We start from the raw sequence: 22,991 nt of genomic DNA on the forward strand, positions 1-22,991 counted from the left end.
TTTATTTGTATATTTATTGATATTTTTATAAAATTTAGTAATATATTATTATAAGTTTATATTGTTTTAGATTAGTTTTTAAATGATATTTAACTTATTTGAATTGGTAACAGTTCCAGCCAAGGAATAGTTAAATATTAATATTAAAAACTTTTTATTTATTAAATTAATTTTGTATTTATAATATTTTTAATTTAATTACTTAATTGTTTGCCAATTCAATCTATTATTTTTTTTATTAAAATTTATAGAAAGGATTAGCAATTTTTATGTTTAAAACTCAATTAGTTAATATTGAAAAAGATAAGATGATACCCGATAAAAATAATCAAGGTAAATTTTTAAATTTTGATGTTTTAACCTTTTTGGAAATTAATAAACAAACGAATATTCCTACTGGTAAAGTAAGGGATAAATGGTATAATCCAACAGTTGTTAATGACTTTTCAAAATATTTACATAAATTAAATTTAAAAGTCGGTAATTATTATAATTTAGTTTTGGATTTATCCGGTACTATTGTAGATATTACTGAATGAAAATAATAATGTATAAACTAAGAATTTAATAAGGGGCTTATATATGGATTATATATTTTTCATTTTAAGCCCCTAATGGATTAGATTATAATTCATATATAAGCTCCTTATATTTTATAAAATAAGGAGTTTTATTTATGCCTATTAATGAATTTGAACAAACTAGTAATTATACTTTAACTAAAATTTTAAGAACTGGAATAAGCCCATTAAGTGCAATGATTGGAATTAGTGCTTATTATGGTCAATATTTAAAAGACCCAGTATTAGGTTCTATTAATTCTTTATTATTTAGTAAAAAGTTAGGAATTGATATATGAAATATTATTCAAAGACCAACTACTAGAAATAAAGTTATTAATAGTTATAAAAAGATATTTTTAGGATTAGGAACAATTGGTTTAGTTAATTATGCTAAGTTTGTTCAGTATGTAGATAAGTCAGTTTTTTTATTAAGAGATGAATCTTGTTTTTGACCACCTTGCCCTACTGAACCCCCAAGACCAACTTATTTACCCTTTACAACTGTTAAACCAATAATTGATGTACCTTTTGTAGATTGAGATACTTATATATCTTTAAATGGTTTTGGTATAGCAAATCTTATTAGTGGTTTAACTGAGTTAATACCTAATAGGTTTGAAACTATACGTAAAATAGCAAATATGGGAACTGGTGGTTGTTTGATTAGTAGTGGTGTAGCAATGGGTATTAATAATGATTTTAGTAATTATTTTGCTATTCCTACTATTATTGCCGGAGCAAGTGAGATTATAAATACTTTATTGTTACCGTTAGGAAATACACATAATAATACAGAATTACAAGAAGTATTTACAGATGAAAGAGCAAGATTAATTAATGTTAGTGTTAGTGATTATCAAAGTACAAATGACAGCATGATTGATATTGATTTAAATGATGATAGTATGTCTGAGATTAATTTAGATAGAGCAAGTTTAAATTGGGATTATTCTTATGCTTATACGTTAGGTGGTGTTTAAAATGGATTTTAAGGAGATTATAAAATATGCTTTATATATTGGTGGGTTTTGTCTTATACTTTGATTTTGTCGTAATTGAATACATGAGGGTATACAGAAATTCAAACATAAAAAACATATAAAGGAGAATGATAGTGAGCCTGATTGTATTTTTTGTCGTAAAGATTTTGAAAAGAAGAAACGTAAATTAGAAATGGAAAAACAACAAAAAGAATTAGAGAAAGGGGGTGATTAATATGCCCGCTGGATTATCAGCATTATTAAATATGATTGGTGGTGTAGGACAACAATTATTAAATGCTTTTACTTATATTTTTGGTTGAGTATTTACAACTGGCGATGGTGGGACACTTACAAATTGACCAGTGTTAATTTCAATTGTATTTATGGTTCTTGTATTTATTAAGCAGTTTGTTGGTCATATTATCCATGGAACTCATTAATAATTAGAAAGGAGTAAGCAAATGGTAAAGTTATTTTTTAGTTTGGTTTTTGTTTTACCTTTATTGGGTAGACTTTTACCAGTTGTTAATACTTTGGTACAAACTATTTATATGCAGTATTTAAGTTCATTTGCTGGATTACATACTGTGACACTTTTTATTAAGTCGTTCTTTTATGATAGTTTATACACTTTACCTTTGCCTATTCTTGCTTTAATAAATGTTAGTTTTGTATTTTATTTAATTTTAGGATTATTTAGATTTACAAGACATTAGGATGTGAAATTATGTTTATACCTTTTATTACAACGGTTATGCAATTATTTGCTTCAATTTTTATGAAATTTTTTAGTTTTCCACTTGGTGATTTAGGTTTTAATTTAGGTACATTAATGATATTTTTGATTTTGCTTAGATTTGCATTTAGGGTTATTTTACCCGAATTAATGTTACCAACATTAGGTTTAGGTTATGGTGTTAAGAAAATTGCTAAGTCTTCTGTTTCAGTTGGTAAAGCACTTGCTAAGGGTCATAAGCAAACACAAGATGTTAGTGGAATAAATGTAGGTAATTAATTATGTCTAATTTTGTTTTTAGTATATTGCATTTTATTTTTATATTTTCTAGTAATGATATTGGTATATTTTTAAATCAAACTAATATTACTGATGCAGTTTACATTTTGTTTAATTTGACTTTTTGATTGGTATTAGGTGTATTTTTTAATTTTATTTATCGTGTTATTAAATTTGTTTTTAGGTCATTGTTTGGGTAGGTGTTAAGTATGAGTGTTTTAGAAATTTACAATAAAATACATCAATGTATAGTTGATTATTGAACTATGTTTATAGGTAATCCAGTTGATGATTTTACTACTATTTTATGAAATTTAGTAGTTTATGGAACTCAGTTTTTTATTGGATTTGTTTTGTTTTATGGTTCATGGTGAATTTTAAAATGTTTATTTGGTAAATAATTATGTGATTTAAATTTGCTAAATTATTTTTTGTTGTAAATACTTCTGTTCAAGCACCGACTAGTTTAATTGCTTCAAATGACCCTAATGTTGTTAATTATGATATTACAAAAGAAATGGTTAAACATGTTAAATATCATGATTTTGATGATTGAGCAACAATTCCATGAAATTCTGCTTATTTTGATGTTGACCAACCAGATTTAAAATTAGTTAGTGGTGAATTTATAGGTAATAATGAAGGTTTATATACATGTTATTATTATAGTGATACAGTTGGTGTTCCATCACAAATGATAGATATGGGAACTGGTGTTTATACTTTTAATAGAAAACAATTAGATGAATTTTCACGTATTATGTTTAATCATAATTATGTTGCAAAGAATAATACTAATAATTTAAATTTTGTTAATACTGGTAAAAGTATTATAAATTTTCAAACACAGTTAAATTTTGAAATTGATAAACCTTTAAGTTTTTATATTCAAGGTTTTATGTTTTATTTTGAATATGAATATTTTAAAACTTTTACTGCTAATTTTGTTTTTAGTTTTTTAGATAATGTTGGTGATACAAAATATTTTTTTAAAGGTAAGGTTGATAATGATATTTATCAACAAGATTTATATAATTTTGTTACTATGCCTATTCGTGTTCCAAATTTAAGACATTTAACAGTATTTTTTGATGTTCATGGTGAATCAACTAGACCAACTTTTTCACCACAGTTAAATTTTGGTCAAATTAATATTTTTTCAAGTGAGAAAGTAACACCAGTCCCACCAAATAGTCCTTTTAACCCTGAGTATGAACGAGTTAGTTGATACGATGTTTTTGGTCATTTACGTAATGCTTTTAGATGAGTACTTTATGGTGTTGTTGGTAAGGTTTTACCGGTTGAACCATTAAGAGAGTTTTTTACTAAACTTGATGGATTATTGAGACGTATTTTTGATGATACTATTAGTTCTGTTTTAAATGTTGATTTTACTAGTGGTTTAGAACAAGTTTTAACTTTATGAGTATTTTTAAAAGCAGTAGGCTTTTTAGTTGGTTAGGAGTTGAAATAATGCCTTGATATGGTTATTTCCTTTTAGGAATTTTATTATTAATAATACTATATCCATTTTTAATAACTAGAAAAAATATAAAGATATTACAACGTGTAGGTAGTTATATTATTTCAGCACCACCACGTACTGGTAAATCTGCTCTTATTTGTTGTTTAGCACAAAGACATAAAGGTAGAGTAGTAAGCCCTATTCCTATAAAAGTTCGTAATGAATTTAGTTATCGTTGTAGTTATGATGATGTTTTTAAGTTTAATCAATTAAATAGTAATTATGCTTTCAAAGAAAATGATATGCTTGTTTTTGATGAATTAGGTTTAAAAATTAATTCTAATGATTTGTCATCCGAATTTAAAGAAACACAAGAAAGTTTAGGAATGTTTTGTAAATTGATAGGTCATAATTTTAATGGAATTATGTATATGATTGAACAACACCCCGATAGAATACCAAAACAAGCACGTGAAAAAGTAGAGTATATTGTTCAAGTTAAAAGAATGCGTATTTTATTATTTTTAGTTAAGTTTAAACTTAATATTTATACTAATGTTGATGATTATAATAAAATTGTTTTATCTAAAAGACAGACTAAGAAAATAATTAAGCGTGGTGGTTTTCCTCCAAGTTATAGTGGTGAAACTATGACTTTTAGTTTATGATTTCCTAGGTCTTATTTACAAAGATATAATAGTCGTGCTTTAAATTATATTCATTCATTGAAAAGTGAATTAAGTAGTGTTAAAGACTATGAACAGTCACAAGCATTAGATTTTACTGTTAATGATATTAGAGCAGTAGGATTAGATAAGTTGGATAATATATTACAACCTGACAAGAAAGAAACTGAAAATACTCTATGTCGTGCTTGTAATTATAAAAATAAACATTCTAAGAAAAAAGTAGTAAAATAAATATATAAAATTAAACAAAATTAATATAAATATAAGTTTTAACCCATTACTTTATTTTTTAAAGTAAATGGGTTTTTGATTTACATAAGGAGAAAAAAATGAAATTTTTATTAGAAAAATTATATAAATTAAAAAATATTAAAAAAATAAAATTAACAATATGAAGTTTAGTTGGTATGGTTACTTTACAATCAAATAATATTTGGAATGTTTTAGCAACTAAAATTAACAGCGGAAAAGAAATTCTTTTTTTTGATTTTAATTGATGAAAAAAACAAATTTTTGAATATTCTTTAACTCCTAGTGTTATAAGTATTTCTATTGTTGGTATATTTTGAATGAATTTTATTCAAGTTGGTGCTATGAATTGTATTTGAAATAATATAAAAAAATCTTTATTTAATGATAATAAAGATGATAAGCAGGAATTATTAATAAAACGTTTAGAAAAGTTAGAAGAAGAAATTAAAGAAATTAAAGAAAGTTATAATAAATTATTGTTAAAAATAGATATTAATGAGACAACTGAAACAACAGAATTATTAGAAAAAGATATAGAAAATATTAATAGTTTAAGATTTATTTATAAAAATGAAAGGAATTGTAATTCTTTAATTTTGTAAATTAGAATAAACCCATATTATTGGTCGGTGCCAACCAGAACCTTGGTTGGTTGGCCGCGGGGTTTAACCCCGCTGGGGTGAGTTGCGAAGCAACGAGGGGCAAAGCCCCTATTACTTGATTTTCAAATCAAGTTGGTATTTTTTGTTTTAAATATTTGAAATAACAATAATGAAATTATTATATTAATATTAAATTTAATAAAAAACAAAAAATAGGGAGGAAAATAATGCCAAACACATTTAATTTTAACAACATAACAAAAGGTCAACAATTAAAAATTTTTTTTAATAATAATAAAACATTAATTTTTAAGACAGAGAATGCTTCGCAAGGTACAAGATTTGTCGTATTTGGTGAAACATTGGAAGGAGAAAAAGTATTAATTCCTGCTTTTACTGCCGCAGAATTGGATACTAAATATAGTTATGTTGATGATAAATCACAACGGACTAACAATTTTATCGATTGAAAAAGTGAAACTAGATTTGGAAGAGTCATTTCTCGTTTTCTAGATGTAGAAGAAATTTATTTATTAAATGCTAAAGGTCAGTTAAGAAAATATAATGATACTTTTCATGATACTGTTTGTTTTCAAAGAAGTAATTTTTATGTGTCTAATGAAACCACTTACAATTTTGAAGATTTAAATTTGTTTTCTTTAAAAAAGAAAGTTTCCAATATTTTATTAGAACATAATAGAGGAACATTACCAATGACCGAAAATGTTTCTCTTATTAAACAAGCAGCAGAAAAAATTGGCGTTTCTTCAACAGCGAGTTCTGTTAAATTATTAACAATGGTAGGAAAATTAAAGTTATTTATACAAAAAATTAATCAATTGCATGAAGTAATAAACGTTTCTGCTTATTCGCAAGAGACAAATATTAATGTTGATGATATCACCTCATTAATTTCCCAAACAGAATTATTAAATAATTTAAATAATAAAACTGGCTCAATTTTTACTAAAGAAGAGTTAGCAAAATTTAAAATTAAATTAGAAGATGTTAAAATTGGTGACCAAACAAATATTTTTGACATAAAATTAAATTTTATGTATAAAATTGATGATAATAATTGAAGTAAATCTTTTACTTCTGCTACATTCCAAATTGAAACGAAATGAATAACAAAGTTAGAATTATTAGTAAACATTTATGATGGTGTATTTTCAATGCATTTTATTTTAAAACTGTTAAATTTAGAATCAGAAAAAACAACAAATGGTTTTAAGATGTTAGATCAAGAAATTGCAAAATTAGATCAAGAAATTGTAAGTTTTGTTAATTTAATTGCTGAAGATAACAAAGCGGTTGCTGATCTAGTCAATTTACAAAAAAAATGTAGAAAAAAAAATGCTTTTTTAAAAACAGAAAATAAATTAAAAAATGCAATTGCAGAAATGCAAAAAATTTTACATAAAAATGAAAAGATTAAACAAGAACGATTAAATTATTTGCTAACAAGGATAAAATTGGTTAATAATGTTCAAATGCTAAGTTATTTACAGAAAAGGTTATTGACAAAAAGTAAAGAATATTTAATAATAAGTAATGTTTTTAATGAGGTGCATAATTTATCTTTATATAATAGAGAAGCTGTTAAAGGATATATTATTAGAAGCACTAAAAATAATAATTTATTAGCTACTGATTTTGATTATAAAATTGATAATTTATTTAATGAAAATTTTCTTGAATTTGTTGAAATTCATAAAAATTTACCTCTTGAACTTCAACATAAACCAGAAGCTGTTATTGGAAGTTTATTACAATTTTTAGAAGAACTTAAAGAAATAGAAAAAAATAAACTTTTAGCAAAGACAAGTCCTATTTATACATCAAAAAGGATGGGAAAATCTTATTTTTCGTTATTATCATATGCAAATTATGAAGGAATTTTTTCTGAAACCATAAACAATATTAAAGATATCAAATTAAAAATATTAAACTCTAAAAACAATGAAGAAATTAGAAAATATCAACAACAGTTAGAAGAAATATCTATTAAATTTTGAGAATCACAAAAAGATTTTACTAAGTTAGTTAATGAGTTAATGAATGTTTATTTTCCTAATCAGAAGCAAGAAATTTGGCTTAAGTTTGCGTTAGAAGAACATTTTTTATCAGAAAATCAAATATTAAAAAATAATGTTATTAAAAATTATAAAGACAAAGCAGAAGAAAAATTTACTAAGATAAGTAGTGTATTAAAAATAAATCAGCAATTAGTACAAGGTTTTCAAGAAGAATTATCTGATACATTCAAAGTCTCAAGACAAAGAATTAAACAAAAATTAAATCAACAAAGATTGGCAACTGGTAATTGAAAAGTTGATGATATTATTTCAATTAATAGTATAATCGATATTACTGGTATTAATGAAAAACAAGCAGTTTCATTTAAAGTTTTAACAAAAAATAAAGATGATTTTACTGTTATTATTCAATATTTAAATTCAAAAAAACAATTAGAATATAAAATAAGAGACATTACGATTAATAATTGTGGGACATTCAATTTTACTTTAAATAAAGAAGAAGTTACATTTCCAAATTGACAAGAAATTTTGAAGTTACAATCGTTAATAAATGATTATATAATTTGAAAAGATAAAGAATTAGTAGAACATGTAGAATTGTTATCGAACAAACTTAAAAAAATTAGTAATTCAGTTTTAAGTTTTGTTAAAGTTAATAATCAAAATTTTTTCAATAATTGAGAATGAGAAATTAATTTGCAAAAAATTAAAGAAAAATTATTAGTAACTATTGAACAAGAAATAGAAGAATATAAACAATTAATTGAAAAAGGTCAAATGCAATATGAAAAAAATTTAAAAATTAGTCAAGAATTAAAAGAAAATCTTACTAATGGTAATTTAAATTTTGTCTTTAGTGAAAACAGTAAAGAAAATATTAAAAATTTAAATCAAAATAAAAACAACACCAATGTAACATTTGATATTTTTTATTATAATAAAAAATATTTTTTAGGTACTTATAAAACTGAAACATCTGCCATTAATTTTAAAATTCTTAGAGATAGTTTAATTGCAAAAAACAGGCTACTAGAAATAAAAGAAAAAGTTGCCGCCATAAGAAAATCAGTTTTAATAGTTGATAGTAAAATAAGAACGGCAGTTAATGATTTAACTAAGTTACATGATAGCATTATTGAACTTTTACAAATTAAGAAACAGGAATGAGAAACGTTAACTAATCATACAATTGTAAATGTTCAACTACAAAATCAAAAGATATTAGCACAATTAAAGTTAGATATCGAACAACTTGTTAAAAAAATCAGTTTTATTAAAAATAAAATTTCTGAATTAAGTAACCAAAAAATAGCAAATTCATGATTTTATAATGACTATCTAACTTTTATCAGATATTATGAGAAAGCGAATGAAGTTGCACCTTGAAGTATTGAAAAATATTTATGTTGAGATAAAAACTATAATATTATTAAAAACAATTTAAAAATATATACTGGTTATGATGATTTTGATGATTATAAAACAATATTTTTAAGTAAACTTTACAATATTAAAACTATTGATATTGAACACTGTCAAAAATCTTTAGTAGAAATATCAAAAACAAAATTTAAAAAACTTAGTTGATGACAAAAAATAATAAATAAATTATCGTGAACATGAAAAAAAACAAAAAGAAATATCAAAGTGATTAAAGAAAATAATATAAAAAATTTTGGAACTTTAATTGCAAATTTAAATGAAAATAAAACATCAATAGATAAAATAAGCGTACCTTATCAAAGACAAAGTATACCAGAACTATTACCAACATCTGAGCCTTGAGATGAATGAATAATTGAAAAAAAACCTAAATTATCACGTTCAAATAGTACTGATAGTGCGATAAGTTCACTTTCTTATGAATTTGAAGAAAATGATTATTCTATTATTGATATCGATAAAATATTAAGAGAACTTAATAGTTATAGTTTTCCACAGTATAGTGATTTAGAAAGCAGTACTGAATCATCTCGTCAAGAATTTAATCATTGTCTTACTAGAACAGCATCTAGTGATAGTGGCATTTGTTCTGGTCAGATTACTCCTAAACCAGTTAGTACAAATCCTTTTGATGATGAAAGCGATGATGAAGAACTTGCTGGTAATACTATTAATGAATCTAATAATTTAGTAAATACTGTACCATTACCATCCAAATCAACTCCAAAATTAAATTTTTCTTAATTGATAATTAATTTTATATTTTTCTTTATAATTTATATGATACGATGTAATCATATAAGTAAAAGAAACAGGTGTATATTATATGTTAACTGCTGGTATCGTTGGTTTACCTAATGTAGGTAAATCAACATTATTTAAAGCCATAACCAATTCACAAGTATTAATTGAAAATTATCCTTTCGCTACTATAAAACCAAATATTGGTAGCGTTCCAGTCAATGATTCAAGAATTTTAAATTTAATAAAAATTTTTAATCCACAAAAAGTTGTACCAACAATTTTAGAATTACATGATATTGCTGGACTTGTCAAAGGCGCTAGTAAAGGTGAAGGATTAGGTAATCAATTTCTTGCCAATATTAGAACGGTTGATGCAATATGCGAAGTTATTCGTTGTTTTGATGATATTAATGTTACTCATGTTGAAAATAAAATTGATCCAATTAATGATTTTGAAATTATTGAATTGGAATTAATGTTAGCTGATCAAGAAGTAATAAGTAAACGAAAAGAAAAAGTTCGTAAAAAATCGCAAATAACTAGAGATAAACAAGGTATTGCTGAGGTAGCTTTATTAGAAAAAATTAATAATGAATTAAACAATGGTATTGCTATTCGTAATCAAAAGTTAAGTTCAGAAGAATTACTAATGATTAAACCTTATAATTTTTTAACTGCTAAACCAATAATTGTTATTGCTAATATTAATGAAAAAGATTTAATAACTAAAACTAATAAATATGTTGAACAATTACAACAATATATGAGCAAAAAAAATATTACTGTAATTGTTGTTTGTGCTAAGACAGAATGTGAACTTTCTGAATTAGAAGCAGAAGAAAAAAAAGAAATGTTTAAAGAGTTAAATATTTTTGAATCAGGAATTGATCAAATTGTATTAGCAACTTATAAACTATTAAATTTAGGTACTTATTTTACTGTTGGACCCAAAGAAGTTCATGCTTGAACTTTTATTAAAGGAATGAAAGCACCAGAGTGTGCTGGTATCATTCATACAGATTTCATGAAAGGTTTTATTAGACTTAAAGTTTATAATTATCAAGATATAGAATTATTGGGTAGTGAAAAAAATGTTCAGGAAAAGGGAAAAATGAGAGTTGAAGGTAAAAATTATATAGTTGAAGATGGTGATATTTGTCATTTCCTTTTTAATGTTTAGTTTTAAGATAATATTAATTATAAAAAGGTTATAGTTTTGTTATAATTAATTTGAAAATATATTAGCAAGAAAGGAAAAAATTATTATGTTAAAAAGTAATTTACAAAATCCTGATTCTGACATTCAAGAAAACAATTATGTTCCAAATAAAAAAACTAAAAAGTTTGATGTTCTTAATAAAATAAAAGTTTCAAGAGCTTTACTTTTTTGATCACCAATTGTGCAAATTATTGGTAGTATTGCTTTTTTAATACTATTAATAGTTAATGCATTTGTTGGGCAAAAAATGGGGTTTGAATTTAGTAAACTACAATTAGCTTTATCATTATCATATGTTGGAATTGCAATTTTAGTCAGTATTATTTGTTTTATGATACCAGCAAAGAAACTTAAAAAGAAATCTTCATTTAGAATTACTGCTATTTCAACATTAATATTATCAACATTAATGTTAAGCGGTAGTCTAGTTTTTTGATCAATACCAGTATTATTATTTTTTTCATTAATCTCATTAATTGTATGAATATGTGAAGTAATAGCAGCGATTATTTTAATTTTAGTAGTTGAAGAATTACCTAATGAAAAATAAAGTAGGTGAAAATAATGAAAATTAAAGATTTAGATAATCTTAAAAACAAAGAAACATGTTTTATTCCATATGAACAAAAAACTAAAAATGCATATTTTGTTTATTTGACAATATCAATAGTTCTTTTTTTATCAGTTTTTATTTTTTCATTATTTGCTGCTATTAATGTATCAAAATATAAATTATATAATGTACTTACTGATTTTAATTATCCTATTTTGAATTTATTTTATGCACCAATTGTTTGTTTAATTGCAATTACTGTAAGTATGATTTTATTAATATTTGCTCCTAGAGTAAGTATTATCTCTTCAAAGTATAGCAGTAGAATGTTTTATACTGCTTTTTGATTATTAATTCTTAGTGTAATGTTAAGTTCAGAAGTACAATTAACTTATATTTCACAATCTGGAATATTATATAATGAAAATTATCATTGAATTAATCCAATTATTGCAAGAATATTTATTATTTTTAGTCTTTTTTTAATTTTGATTACACAACTATTTTTTTGAATTATGCGTAGAAAGTTTACATTTATGAACTCAGATTATGAAATTTATACTACTAGAAGTATGGAAAAAAACCAAAGACGAATTAGAAAACAAGAATTAAAAAAAATTAAAAAACAAGAAAAGGGATTTAGTAAAAAAACTTTGAATATTAAATAAGGGGGACAGATTTATGAGAATTCGTAATTGGTGGTTTATTAGTTTTTATTTATTATTAAGCACATTTATTATTTATGAATTATTTTTTTTAATTGCTTTGTCAAAAAATACAGTTTTAAAAGATTTATATTATTATGGTTTTCAAATTGCAGAACCTTCACCAAGTTTTAATCCTTCAAGTTATACTGCAGTTTATTATTTACCAGTAATAGGTTTGATTGTAAGTAGTTTTGGGTTGATAAGTTGTATTTTTACGGCAAGAGTTTTTCTTGAAAAATCTCCTCGTTTTAAATTTGTATTTTTAGTTGTAAACTTTATAATTTTTGTTGTTGGATTTTTAATAAGTTTTTCTGGTCAATTGCTTTATTGTGAATGAAGTAATGATAGTGCACAAATAATACCTAATAGGGGTGGAACAATTGAAACACCAAGTTTTTATTATCGAAATTGAGTTTCTTCAACAATTGTTTGATCAATTTTTGGTTTTTATTTTGCATTACTTGTTGCAGCAGTTATTTTATTACTTAAATTAAATTTAATTAATGTTCAAACATATCACTTTTATCGTCAACGTATTGAACAAGCAATTGAATTTGAACCAGAATTAAAACAACCATTACCAAGTTCTAATGAATTTGATCCAAATGATACACAGACTATTACAATTTTTCTTGATGAAGAAGTAAATGAAAAATTACAATCTAAAACTAATCGTAAAAAAATAATGAAATCCTCTAAAAATAATAAAAAAAATTAAATTCTAAAAAAAAGACTAATAAAGTAGAAAAAAAAGTTAGTAAGATTAAAAAATCTTAAATTTAATAAAGATGGTGAAAATATGAAAATTCGTGTACGATATGCACCTAGTCCTACTGGGTATTTACATATTGGTGGTGCTAGAACAGCATTATTTAATTATTTATTTGCAAAAAATAACAAAGGAGATTTTATAGTTAGAATTGAAGATACTGATTTAGAACGCAATATTGAAGATGGAATTAGTTCACAATTAGATAATTTACGTTGAATGGGAATAATTCCTGATGAAACTATTGATTTACCAGGTAAATATGGTCCTTATAAACAAACTGAACGTTTAAATATATATATTCAACATGCATTAATACTAATAAAAGAAAAAAAAGCATATTATTGTTTTTGTACACCTCAATATCTAGAAGAAATGCGTAAGAAACAAGCAGATAAAAATATTTTAGCTTTCCAGTATGATGGAACATGTTCAAAATTAGAGCAGTCTGTAATTGAAGAAAATTTACAAAATAAAATTTCATATGCTATTAGAGTTAAAATTCCCACTAATAAAAGTTATAAAATTAAAGATTTAGTTCGTGGTAATGTTGAATTTAATTCAGTAGACTTAGGAGATTACATTATTATTAAATCAAATGGAGTGGCCACTTATAATTTCGCTGTTGTTATTGATGATCATTTAATGGAAATAAGTCATGTTTTTCGTGGTGAAGAACATTTGTCAAATACACCAAAACAATTAGTTATTTATGACTATTTTAATTGGAAAATGCCAATTTTTGCCCACTTAACATTAATTGTTAATAATAAACGTAAAAAATTATCAAAACGTGATGGTAGCATTATCCAATTTATTCATCAATATCGTAAAGAAGGATATTTACCAGAAGCAATTTTTAATTTTATTGCTTTATTAGGATGAAGTTCGCATGAAGAAAAAGAAATTTATACTAAAGAACAATTAATTAAATTATTTACCCCAAAATATTTAAGTAAAGCACCAAGCATGTTTGATCCAGAAAAATTAGTGTGAATGAATAATTATTATATTAAAAGATTAAATGTTGAACAATACTTAGCTTTAGTAACACCTTTTATTAAAGAAAAATATAATTGAAATAGCAAAACTATTGAATGATGAAAAGAAGTATTATTAATTTATCAATCACAGTTAGAATATGGTAGTCAAATTAATGAATTGGTAAGTTTATTTTTTAAAAATAATTTTAAGGTAGATATAGAAGCAAAGACTTTTTTGAATGATAATGAATGTAACTTAGTTTGTATAACATTTATTAAAAAGATTATTGATTGTAAAAATTGAACTAGTGATAATATTAAAAACATTATTAATGAAGTTAAAAAAGAAACTAATGTTAACGGCAAATTATTATTTATGCCAATTAGAATTATTACGACAGGACAAATGCATGGACCTGATTTAGTTAGCACCATTAAACTATTAGGTTATGCTACCATTATTAATAATGTGAAATTAAATTTTAAATATTAAAGAAAAATAATTATTATTACTTATATAGAAAATATAATATTTACTTTTGTTATAAATAAAAATTATAAAATTGTTCTTTTCACTCAAAATAATTATTAAAATAGAAGAAAAATTTTATATTATGTTACTATTAAAATAAAAAATTAATAATACCTAAAATTTATAAGATATTAATGAGAGGTTAAAATTTATGTCAAGCAATAATTATAAAGTAACTTTTATTCGTGACGCTATACACAAAAATATTAATATCAGCGAACCCGTTATTCAGGCGTTAATATCTTGTAAAGAATTTCAAAGATTAAGATGAATTAATCAACTTGGTGGTGTCCAAATTGCTTTTCCTAATGCAACTCATACTAGATATGTTCATAGTATAGGTGTTTATCATATATTAAATCGTGTTCTTAGTGAAGTTGAAGGTTCTTCTTTATTAACTAAAGAGGAAAAAATAAACATTAAAATTGCTGGTTTATTACATGATTTAGGACATGGTCCTTTTTCACACACTTTTGAAAAAATCATAAACCTTAATGTTAATAAAAAAGAAAATTTTACTCATGAAGATTATACTTGTGCTATTATTAATGATAATAGTACTGAAATTAACATGATTTTAAAACAATTTAATATTAATATTAATGCTATTATTGGTATCCTTAAGAAGGATTATAAAAATTATCCTAAATATCAAATTCAATTGGTATCATCGCAATTAGATTGTGATCGTATTGATTATTTAATGCGTGATGGATATTTTACAGGAGTTGGTTATGGAAGTATTGATATTGATTGAATTATTACAAATATGATAATTGATATTAAAGAGGGTTTAGTTTTTTCATACAAGGCAATTTCTGCTATTGAAAATTATTTAATCACAAGGTTCCATATGTATTCTCAAGTTTATTATCATAAAAGTGGAATTCTTTTTGATCTAAATTTACAAAAATTATTTTCAAGAATAACTGAATTATATTTTGATAAAACTTATTCATTTAAAATCAATATTCATGATTTTATTGCTATTTTTGAGGGAAAAAGCGTTGAAATACAAACATATTTAAATTGAACAGATGCTACTTTAATTAAGTTAATGCAAGATATTATTAATTTTGAAAAAGATAATGAGTTAGTAAAAATATCAAAAGTAATTTTATTTTGTTTTAACTGAGAAAATGAATTGTTGTTATTAACAAGTCAAAATAACACTAATGTTATTGGGGTTAAACAAGATTTAAAAAATGTACTTTATTATTTTAAAAAAGATCCAATTATTATTAAAACAAAAAACGAAGAGTATATTACTTTAGAAAAAATCTCACAAATTTTGCAAGATCCAATTAAAGCACCAAATACAATTTATTTTTTAAAAAAGAAATAGAAATTTAAAACTGTTATAAAATGAGGTAATTATGAAAATTTTAAAATCAATTAATAAAGTTTTTGAGTATCCAAATATTTTAGATTTAACGCCAGGAGATTTTTACTTAAATTCACATGAGTATCACTTAGCAACGCAAGAAGTAATAGTGATATTGGGCGTATTAATTAATAAAGAAAAAATTGAAAATGCTATTAAAACTTTAAATTTTACTTGAATAAATTTTAAAGAAAAAGTAATAGTTTATTTTTCTATTTTTGCCTACCTTATAATAGGTAATGAATATAATGATTTAAAATCAGTTAAAATAAATCAAATTAAATTTAAAGATAATACGTTAAAAATTAAATTTAAAGAAACATTACTTACAATGATTAATAAGTTTCCAAGAACTTTGCATTTAACTAATGTTTTGGGTAATGATAATGATCGCGCTAATATGTATGCAGTTAACGCTATTTTAAATATTAAAAAAGGGATTGGATATGATAATTTTCATATTACTCTTTTTTCAGTATATCAATCGTTAGAATTAAAACTAAAGCATTGTTTAAGAAAATATATTCAAGTTGAACCTTCAGCTAGTAAGAAAAAATTTAATTTTCATAATTTAATACGATTGATTAAATTAATTAGTACTACAAGGGTTGAAAGTGAGGAAATGAGTAAAATATTATTAAATTTAAGAGAACGTTTGCGTTATTTTGAACAAATTAATCCTGGTGGTCAAGCAGCAAGATATGAAGCTGAGATAAATCATAATTATTTTCATAATTTAAATTCGTATATAATTAATGAACAAGAATTGCTAAGTAATTTTGTCAAGGCTTTAAGTTTATTACAAGAATTATATTTAAAATTAATAGAATTATATAAAGATGATAATACTAAAGTTAAAATGCAAAAAAAAATTGATTTAGAATTAGTTAAAGTTTCAGGAATTAAGATCGAAGATGATCCAAAAAAAATTAATGATAAATTAAGAAATGTACTGGATAATCAAATTTTTGGTAACTATCAAGAATTAATTGATTTAAATTACAATGATGTTGCTATTTTGGAATTTTTAATCAGAATTGGATTTATACAGTATGTTAATGATACAATTGAGCAACTTTTATAAAAAAGTATTTATTTTTATTTTTGTATATGATATAAATTAAATTTATGAGTATAATATTTTAGATATTGAAAGGGGTCTGAACTGTGGACAGTTATGTTATTAATGAACTCACTACTATTATTCTTGATGCAGTAGCATTTGCAAATTATGAAATAGAATTGAATCAAGTTGTTATTGAAATTAATAAAAATAATGACTTAGGTGATTATTCTACATCAATAGCAATGATATTAGCAAAAAATTATAAGCAAAAACCATTAGACATTGCTGAAATTATAGTTAAAAATATTCATCAGAAACACCCATTAATTAAAAAAATTGATTATATTACTCCTGGTTTTATTAATATTAATATTAATGTTGAAGTATTTAGTTTGTTATTAATGAAAATTATTAATGAGAAATCATTATATGGTCAATCTAATAAAAAAAATATTACTTATAATATTGAATTTATTAGTGCCAATCCAACCGGACTTTTACATTTAGGACATGCAAGAAATGCGGCTATTGGTGATAGTTTAGCTAATATATTAGAACATAGAGGATATAATATAGTTAGAGAATACTATATTAATGATGCTGGTAATCAAATTAATGTTTTGGCCAATTCAATTTTCATAAATTATCAAAATCTTTGTGGTAATGCTGTTGAATTACCAAAAGAAAGTTATCGTGGTTCTGAAATTTTAACTGCTGCACAATCATTTTTGAAATTAAATGGTAATAAATTTGCAAATAAACCTTTTGATGAAACCTCTTCTTTAATTTTTAAAGAATTTGGTATTAATTATATGCTTTCAGAAATTAAAAAAGATTTAAAAAAATTTAAAGTTAAAATTAATATTTGATTTTCTGAATCATTTTTATATAAAGAAAATATTATTTCTAATTTAATCAAACAATTTGAAATGCAAGGCAATACTTATCAACTTGATGGTGCTATTTTTTTAAAAACTACTTTATTTGAAGATGATAAAGATCGTGTAATTGTTAAGAAAGACAAAACTTATACATATATGCTTCCTGACTTAGCTTATCATCATATTAAATTTCAACGTAGTGATGTGTTAATTAATATTTGAGGAGCAGATCATTATGGCTATGTTCCACGAATTAAAGCAGGATTATATATGCTTAATAATGATGCCACTAAACTTGATATTTTATGTATGCAAATGGTAAAGGTTATTGATAATGGCAAAGAACAAAAAATGTCAAAAAGAGCAGGAACATCAATAACTTTAAGACATATGATAGATTTAATTGGAAAGGATGCTTTACGTTATTTTTTAGTATCAAGATCAGTTGAATCACATCTTGATATTGATTTAGCACTTGCTAAACAACAATCTAACGAAAATCCTGTTTATTATGCACAATATGTTCATGCACGTATAAATCAAATTATAGAGAATTATCCAAAATTTGAAATTGCAAATAGTATTAATTTATTAACAGAACAAAAGGAAAAAGAATTATTGATTACATTAGATGAATATATAATTATTTTGCAAAAAATTGAAAAACAGCATCAACCGCATTTACTTACAAATTATATTCAGAAATTAGCTAAGTTATTTCATTCTTATTATAATAAACATAAAGTTATTAGTGAAGATCAACAATTAACAATTCAACGATTAACATTAGTTTTAGCAATAAAACAAATAATGGCCAATGCTTTAAATTTAATTGGTGTGGATGCGCCTAAAAAGATGTAAAAAATATATTTTTTATTATTTATAATATACAATTTAGAAGGTGATTAAGAAATGCAAAACAAACAAACATTAGTAGAAGTAGCATATAGTTTTTTATGCAAAAAGAAAAAAAGCAGTTTTAATGAAATTTGAACACATGTTAAAAAACAATGTAATATTTCTAAAGAAGATGAAGAAAAAATTGCTGGTGAACTTTATACTGGAATTATTTTAAATACCAATTTTTTCTTAAAAAATGATAAACTTTGATATCCACGTAATGAAGTCTCATTAGAGGAAATTAAAGAACATATGACAAGAGTAGAAATTCCAAGTAATACAAAAGACGAAATTGATAGTACTGAAACAGTTACAGATAATGATGAAACTATAGATTTAAGTGAAGACGTAGAAGATGAAGATGATGATTTAGATACCATTAGTATTAAACCATTAGAAGATAGTTATGATGATGAATAATAATGATATTATTAATTAATATTTAGGAGAAAACTAATGAATTCAAAGTATATATTTATTACTGGTGGTGTTGTATCATCTTTAGGTAAAGGAATTACAGCAGCATCGCTTGGGCGTATATTAAAGCAAAAAAATATTAAGATTTTTATGCAAAAATTTGACCCTTATATTAATGTTGACCCAGGTACTATGAGTCCTTATCAACACGGTGAAGTATATGTAACTAGTGATGGTGCTGAAACTGATTTAGATTTAGGTCATTATGAACGTTTTATTGATGAAAATCTGACTAGAGATTCCAATATTACTGCCGGAAAAGTATACCAAACTGTTTTAAAAAAGGAACGTGATGGTTTTTATGAAGGGAAAACTGTACAAGTTGTACCTCATGTTACTGATGAAATTAAAAAACATATTTTTAATTCCGCAATTAATAGTAAGGCTGATGTTATTATTACCGAAATTGGTGGAACAGTTGGTGATATTGAATCATTAGCTTTTATTGAAGCCATTAGACAAGTTAAAAACGAAAAAGGTCATGAAAATGTTATTGTTATTCACACTACATTAATTCCTTATTTACATTCGGTTGGTGAATTTAAAACGAAACCCAGTCAACATTCAGTAAAAGAAATATTATCATTAGGTATTCAACCTGATATTTTGGTTTGTCGTAGTGAAACTATGCCACCTGATCATATTTTTGATAAATTATCTTTATTTTGTAATATTAAACGCAGTCATGTTTTAGCAATTCCTGATTGTGATAATATTTATAAAGTGCCATTATCTTTAGAACAACAAAAAATTGATGAAGTAGTTTCAGAATTATTAAAGTTAAATAAAACTAAACCAGATATGTCAGAATGACATGCAATTGTTAAAAAGTTAGATAATATTAATCAAGAAGTTACTGTTGGTATTGTGGCAAAGTATTCGAATTTAAGTGATGCTTACTTATCAGTAATTGAATCATTGAAAATTGCAGGTTATAGTCTTAATACTAAAGTTAATTATAAAATTATTAACGCCGAAAGTTTAGATAGTAAAAACATTAATTCTATGCTTTCCCCTTTCCAAGCAATAATTGTTCCTGGTGGCTTTGGTAATCGTGGTGTTAAAGGCAAAATCAATGCAATTAATTATACTCGAGTTAATAAAGTTCCTTTCTTGGGATTATGTTTAGGTATGCAGTTAGCTTGTATTGAATATGCTCGTAATGTATGTAATTTACAAGATGCTAATTCTACTGAATTTAATGAAAAAACTAAAAATCCTATTTTTGATTTATTACGTGGTAAAAATAAAAATGATCAAATTGGGGGAACTTTAAGATTGGGTAATTATCCAACCACTTTAATTAATGATTCATTAGCAAAATCTCTTTATAAACAAACTATTATTATTGAACGTCATCGTCATCGTTATGAATTTAATAATAGTTATAAAACATTACTTGCAAAAAATGGATTAATTTTTAGTGGTATATATAATAAAGAAGATTTGGTAGAAGTGATTGAGTTGCCAAAAGAAGTACATCCATTCTTTATTGCAAGTCAGTTTCATCCTGAATTCACATCAAGAATTAATAAACCAAATCCTTTATTTTTAGGATTAATTAAAAGTATTATTAAAAAATAATGATTAAGTAAGAAAATTTAATTTTAAAATTGTTATAATTTTTATGAATTGTATATTCTCAAAATATATATGCAACTAGATTTTTTATGAAAATATATAATATAAGGTTATAATATTTTAAGAAAGAAGGAAAAGAAATGAATAAATTTGTTAGTGCAAAAAATATGATTGATAAAGCAAAAGCAGGTAAATATGCCGTTGCTCACTTTAATATTAATAATTTAGAATGAACAAGATCTATTCTTGAAGTTGCACAAGAAACTAAATCATCTGTTATTTTAGGTGTTTCAGAAGGTGCTATTAAATACATGGGTGGATTTAACACAGTTGTTAGTATGACTTTAGCGTTATTGAATGATTTAAATATTACTATTCCAGTAGCATTACATTTAGATCATGGTCAATCAGTAGATTCTTGTAAGAAAGCATTAGATGCTGGTTTTAGTTCAGTTATGTTTGATGGTTCTCATTTAGATTTTAATGAAAATATAAAAGGTACCAAAGAAGTAGTTACTTATGCTAAGAAAAAAAATGCATCTGTTGAAGCAGAAGCAGGTACTATTGGTGGTGAAGAAGATGGAGTTATTGGTAGTGGTGAGATTGCTAGTGAGGAAGATTGTAAATCATTAGCAGCTTTAGGAATTGACTTTTTAGCAGCCGGAATAAATAATATTCATGGAAAGTATCCTAAAAATTGAGATGGTTTAAATTTTGATGTGTTAAAAAATTTATCAGTAGCTTCAAATAAGCCAATGGTATTACATGGTGGTTCTGGAATTCCAAAAGATCAGGTTAAAAAAGCTATTAATTTAGGAATTAGTAAAATTAATGTTAATACTGAATTACAAGAAGTATTCGCCGCAGCTATTGAAAAATATGTTACGGAAGGAAAACTTAATGAAGATAAAGGGTTTGATCCTAGAAAAATTTTTAATCCAGGAATGGAAGCAATTAAACTTAAAGCTAAAGAATTATTAACAGAATTTGGTTCATTAGGAAAATCTTAAAAAAATGGTCATATTATTACTAATATGACCATTTTTAAATAATTTTCCTTAAATTAAGATAAATTTCAAATATGAAAATTACTTTTATTATCAATAACTTGTGATATTTTTTCATTACTTAAAATATCAATTATTACTTCGGCCTTAATAGCAACTTTCGCGTCTAACATATGACCACCAATTACGTTAAAATTATCATCACCAAAAGTAGTATGACAATGAATAATTGGTTTATTTCTATCTTTTTCATCTCAAATGATTGTTCCAATTGTTGATAACAATTCATATTGTTCAAGAAAAGTTTTTTTTACATAATCAGTACTTTTTTTAGGAATGTAGCCTAAAGTGACATTAGTAATAGCACCAATCATTTGGAATTGTGCCATTCCTATGTTTTCTTTAATAGCAAATTACTCTAAAGTTTTAATAATCATTTCATCTTTTTCAATAATTAATGCATACTTATTTCCGATCATTTTTTTAATTTTCATAATAAGAATCTCACCTTTCTTTTAGCAGTATTTTAACATATTTATTAATAGCAATAATGATTAAAATTGATTATTATAGGAAAAAAATATTTTTCTTTTTGTAATAAAAATTATTTTAAAAAGAAAATATATTAATTTTAAAATTAATAGGTATAATAAAACTAATATTTAAACTAAGGAAGTGATAAAGTTGAAAACTAATGGTTTAGTAATTGCTATTGGTAATGATCATACCGCTTATGAATTTAAACAACCAATTATTAAATTTTTACATACAGAAGGCTATCAAATTTTAGATTTAGGAACAAATAGCAGTGAACCTGTTGATTATCCTAATTTTGGTTTTAATGTTGCAAATGCTATTGTTAGTAAAAAAGCAGATTTTGGTATTGTAATTTGTGGTACTGGTATTGGTATTAGTATTGCTACCAATCGTATTAATGGTGTTCGTTGTGCTCTTTGCTATGAGGAAGAAACAGTAAGATTGGCAAGACTTCATAATGAGGCTAATGTTTTAGCACTAGGTGCTAGAATTATTTCTGATTATAAAGCAGTAGAACTTGTGAAATTATTTTTAAATACTAAAACAAGTGATGAAAAAAGACATCAATTAAGAGTTGCAAAACTAAAATAATTTTAC

Annotated in this window: 24 protein-coding genes; 23 read left to right on the forward strand and 1 reads right to left on the reverse strand. The window is 24.1% G+C overall.

The genetic code is table 4. The features are described from left to right. Nucleotides 1-269 precede the first annotated feature (269 nt). The 22 genes from AACK96_RS00780 (at nt 270) to fba (ending at nt 21,860) form a co-directional block, all read left to right on the forward strand. Complete coding sequence (locus tag AACK96_RS00780; protein ID WP_338974505.1) at nt 270-545, forward strand: hypothetical protein; 276 nt, start codon at nt 270-272, stop codon at nt 543-545. Nucleotides 546-676: 131 nt separating this feature from the next. Further along, nucleotides 677-1,543: a hypothetical protein gene (locus AACK96_RS00785; protein WP_338974506.1), complete on the forward strand. Its 867-nt coding sequence runs from the start codon at nt 677-679 to the stop codon at nt 1,541-1,543. Between the two features lies 1 nt (nt 1,544). Continuing rightward, nucleotides 1,545-1,778, forward strand: coding sequence for a hypothetical protein (locus AACK96_RS00790; RefSeq protein ID WP_338974507.1), 234 nt, complete (start codon nt 1,545-1,547; stop codon nt 1,776-1,778). A gap of 1 nt (nt 1,779) precedes the next feature. Further along, entirely contained in the window at nt 1,780-1,986 is a 207-nt protein-coding gene (locus AACK96_RS00795) for a hypothetical protein (RefSeq protein WP_174480363.1), read from the forward strand. 21 nt (nt 1,987-2,007) lie between these two features. Further along, complete coding sequence (locus tag AACK96_RS00800; RefSeq protein WP_174480864.1) at nt 2,008-2,262, forward strand: hypothetical protein; 255 nt, start codon at nt 2,008-2,010, stop codon at nt 2,260-2,262. Between the two features lie 11 nt (nt 2,263-2,273). Next, nucleotides 2,274-2,561, forward strand: coding sequence for a hypothetical protein (locus tag AACK96_RS00805; RefSeq protein WP_338974509.1), 288 nt, complete (start codon nt 2,274-2,276; stop codon nt 2,559-2,561). 209 nt (nt 2,562-2,770) lie between these two features. Next, the gene (locus tag AACK96_RS00810) at nt 2,771-2,962 is read left to right on the forward strand and encodes a hypothetical protein (protein WP_174479934.1); all 192 of its coding nucleotides are present in this window, start codon (nt 2,771-2,773) and stop codon (nt 2,960-2,962) included. Nucleotides 2,963-2,964: 2 nt separating this feature from the next. After that, nucleotides 2,965-4,023 carry a hypothetical protein gene (locus AACK96_RS00815; protein WP_338974512.1) on the forward strand — a complete coding sequence of 353 codons (1,059 nt, stop codon included), beginning with the start codon at nt 2,965-2,967 and terminating at the stop codon, nt 4,021-4,023. Nucleotides 4,024-4,034: 11 nt separating this feature from the next. Further along, complete coding sequence (locus AACK96_RS00820; RefSeq protein WP_338974514.1) at nt 4,035-4,946, forward strand: hypothetical protein; 912 nt, start codon at nt 4,035-4,037, stop codon at nt 4,944-4,946. A gap of 98 nt (nt 4,947-5,044) precedes the next feature. Next, nucleotides 5,045-5,569 carry a hypothetical protein gene (locus AACK96_RS00825; protein WP_338974516.1) on the forward strand — a complete coding sequence of 175 codons (525 nt, stop codon included), beginning with the start codon at nt 5,045-5,047 and terminating at the stop codon, nt 5,567-5,569. Nucleotides 5,570-5,796: 227 nt separating this feature from the next. After that, complete coding sequence (locus AACK96_RS00830) at nt 5,797-9,798, forward strand: hypothetical protein (protein ID WP_338974519.1); 4,002 nt, start codon at nt 5,797-5,799, stop codon at nt 9,796-9,798. An 82-nt stretch (nt 9,799-9,880) separates the two neighbouring features. Then, nucleotides 9,881-10,978 (forward strand): redox-regulated ATPase YchF, encoded by a 1,098-nt coding sequence (ychF, locus tag AACK96_RS00835; RefSeq protein ID WP_338974522.1) that lies wholly within the window; start codon nt 9,881-9,883, stop codon nt 10,976-10,978. A gap of 85 nt (nt 10,979-11,063) precedes the next feature. Continuing rightward, complete coding sequence (locus AACK96_RS00840) at nt 11,064-11,567, forward strand: hypothetical protein (protein WP_252319777.1); 504 nt, start codon at nt 11,064-11,066, stop codon at nt 11,565-11,567. 14 nt (nt 11,568-11,581) lie between these two features. Next, on the forward strand, nt 11,582-12,238 hold the full coding sequence (locus tag AACK96_RS00845; protein ID WP_338974524.1) for a hypothetical protein: 657 nt from the start codon (nt 11,582-11,584) through the stop codon (nt 12,236-12,238). Nucleotides 12,239-12,251: 13 nt separating this feature from the next. Next, on the forward strand, nt 12,252-12,995 hold the full coding sequence (locus tag AACK96_RS00850) for a hypothetical protein (protein ID WP_338974526.1): 744 nt from the start codon (nt 12,252-12,254) through the stop codon (nt 12,993-12,995). An 81-nt stretch (nt 12,996-13,076) separates the two neighbouring features. Then, nucleotides 13,077-14,522 carry a glutamate--tRNA ligase gene (gene gltX, locus AACK96_RS00855; RefSeq protein ID WP_338974527.1) on the forward strand — a complete coding sequence of 482 codons (1,446 nt, stop codon included), beginning with the start codon at nt 13,077-13,079 and terminating at the stop codon, nt 14,520-14,522. 190 nt (nt 14,523-14,712) lie between these two features. Then, a complete protein-coding gene (locus tag AACK96_RS00860; RefSeq protein ID WP_338974528.1) occupies nt 14,713-15,906 on the forward strand; it encodes an HD domain-containing protein in 1,194 nt (397 codons plus the stop codon). 31 nt (nt 15,907-15,937) lie between these two features. Further along, complete coding sequence (locus tag AACK96_RS00865; RefSeq protein ID WP_252319787.1) at nt 15,938-17,029, forward strand: hypothetical protein; 1,092 nt, start codon at nt 15,938-15,940, stop codon at nt 17,027-17,029. An 83-nt stretch (nt 17,030-17,112) separates the two neighbouring features. Further along, complete coding sequence (gene argS / locus AACK96_RS00870; RefSeq protein ID WP_338974531.1) at nt 17,113-18,753, forward strand: arginine--tRNA ligase; 1,641 nt, start codon at nt 17,113-17,115, stop codon at nt 18,751-18,753. Between the two features lie 51 nt (nt 18,754-18,804). After that, on the forward strand, nt 18,805-19,212 hold the full coding sequence (gene rpoE / locus AACK96_RS00875) for a DNA-directed RNA polymerase subunit delta (protein WP_338961844.1): 408 nt from the start codon (nt 18,805-18,807) through the stop codon (nt 19,210-19,212). Nucleotides 19,213-19,248: 36 nt separating this feature from the next. After that, nucleotides 19,249-20,853 carry a CTP synthase gene (locus tag AACK96_RS00880; protein ID WP_338974533.1) on the forward strand — a complete coding sequence of 535 codons (1,605 nt, stop codon included), beginning with the start codon at nt 19,249-19,251 and terminating at the stop codon, nt 20,851-20,853. Between the two features lie 137 nt (nt 20,854-20,990). Beyond that, complete coding sequence (fba, locus tag AACK96_RS00885) at nt 20,991-21,860, forward strand: class II fructose-1,6-bisphosphate aldolase (RefSeq protein ID WP_338974535.1); 870 nt, start codon at nt 20,991-20,993, stop codon at nt 21,858-21,860. Nucleotides 21,861-21,913: 53 nt separating this feature from the next. Here fba and AACK96_RS00890 read toward each other — a convergent pair whose 3' ends face one another. Beyond that, on the reverse strand, nt 21,914-22,264 hold the full coding sequence (locus tag AACK96_RS00890; protein WP_338975132.1) for a PPC domain-containing DNA-binding protein: 351 nt from the start codon (nt 22,262-22,264) through the stop codon (nt 21,914-21,916). 292 nt (nt 22,265-22,556) lie between these two features. On the opposite strand from AACK96_RS00890, the gene rpiB reads away from it, so the two are divergent. Next, on the forward strand, nt 22,557-22,985 hold the full coding sequence (rpiB, locus tag AACK96_RS00895) for a ribose 5-phosphate isomerase B (protein ID WP_422397329.1): 429 nt from the start codon (nt 22,557-22,559) through the stop codon (nt 22,983-22,985). Nucleotides 22,986-22,991: the final 6 nt, after the last annotated feature.

The sequence above is a fragment of the Spiroplasma endosymbiont of Tricholauxania praeusta genome, assembly GCF_964019535.1.
Lineage (GTDB): Bacteria > Bacillota_I > Bacilli_A > Mycoplasmatales > VBWQ01 > Spiroplasma_E > Spiroplasma_E ixodetis_A.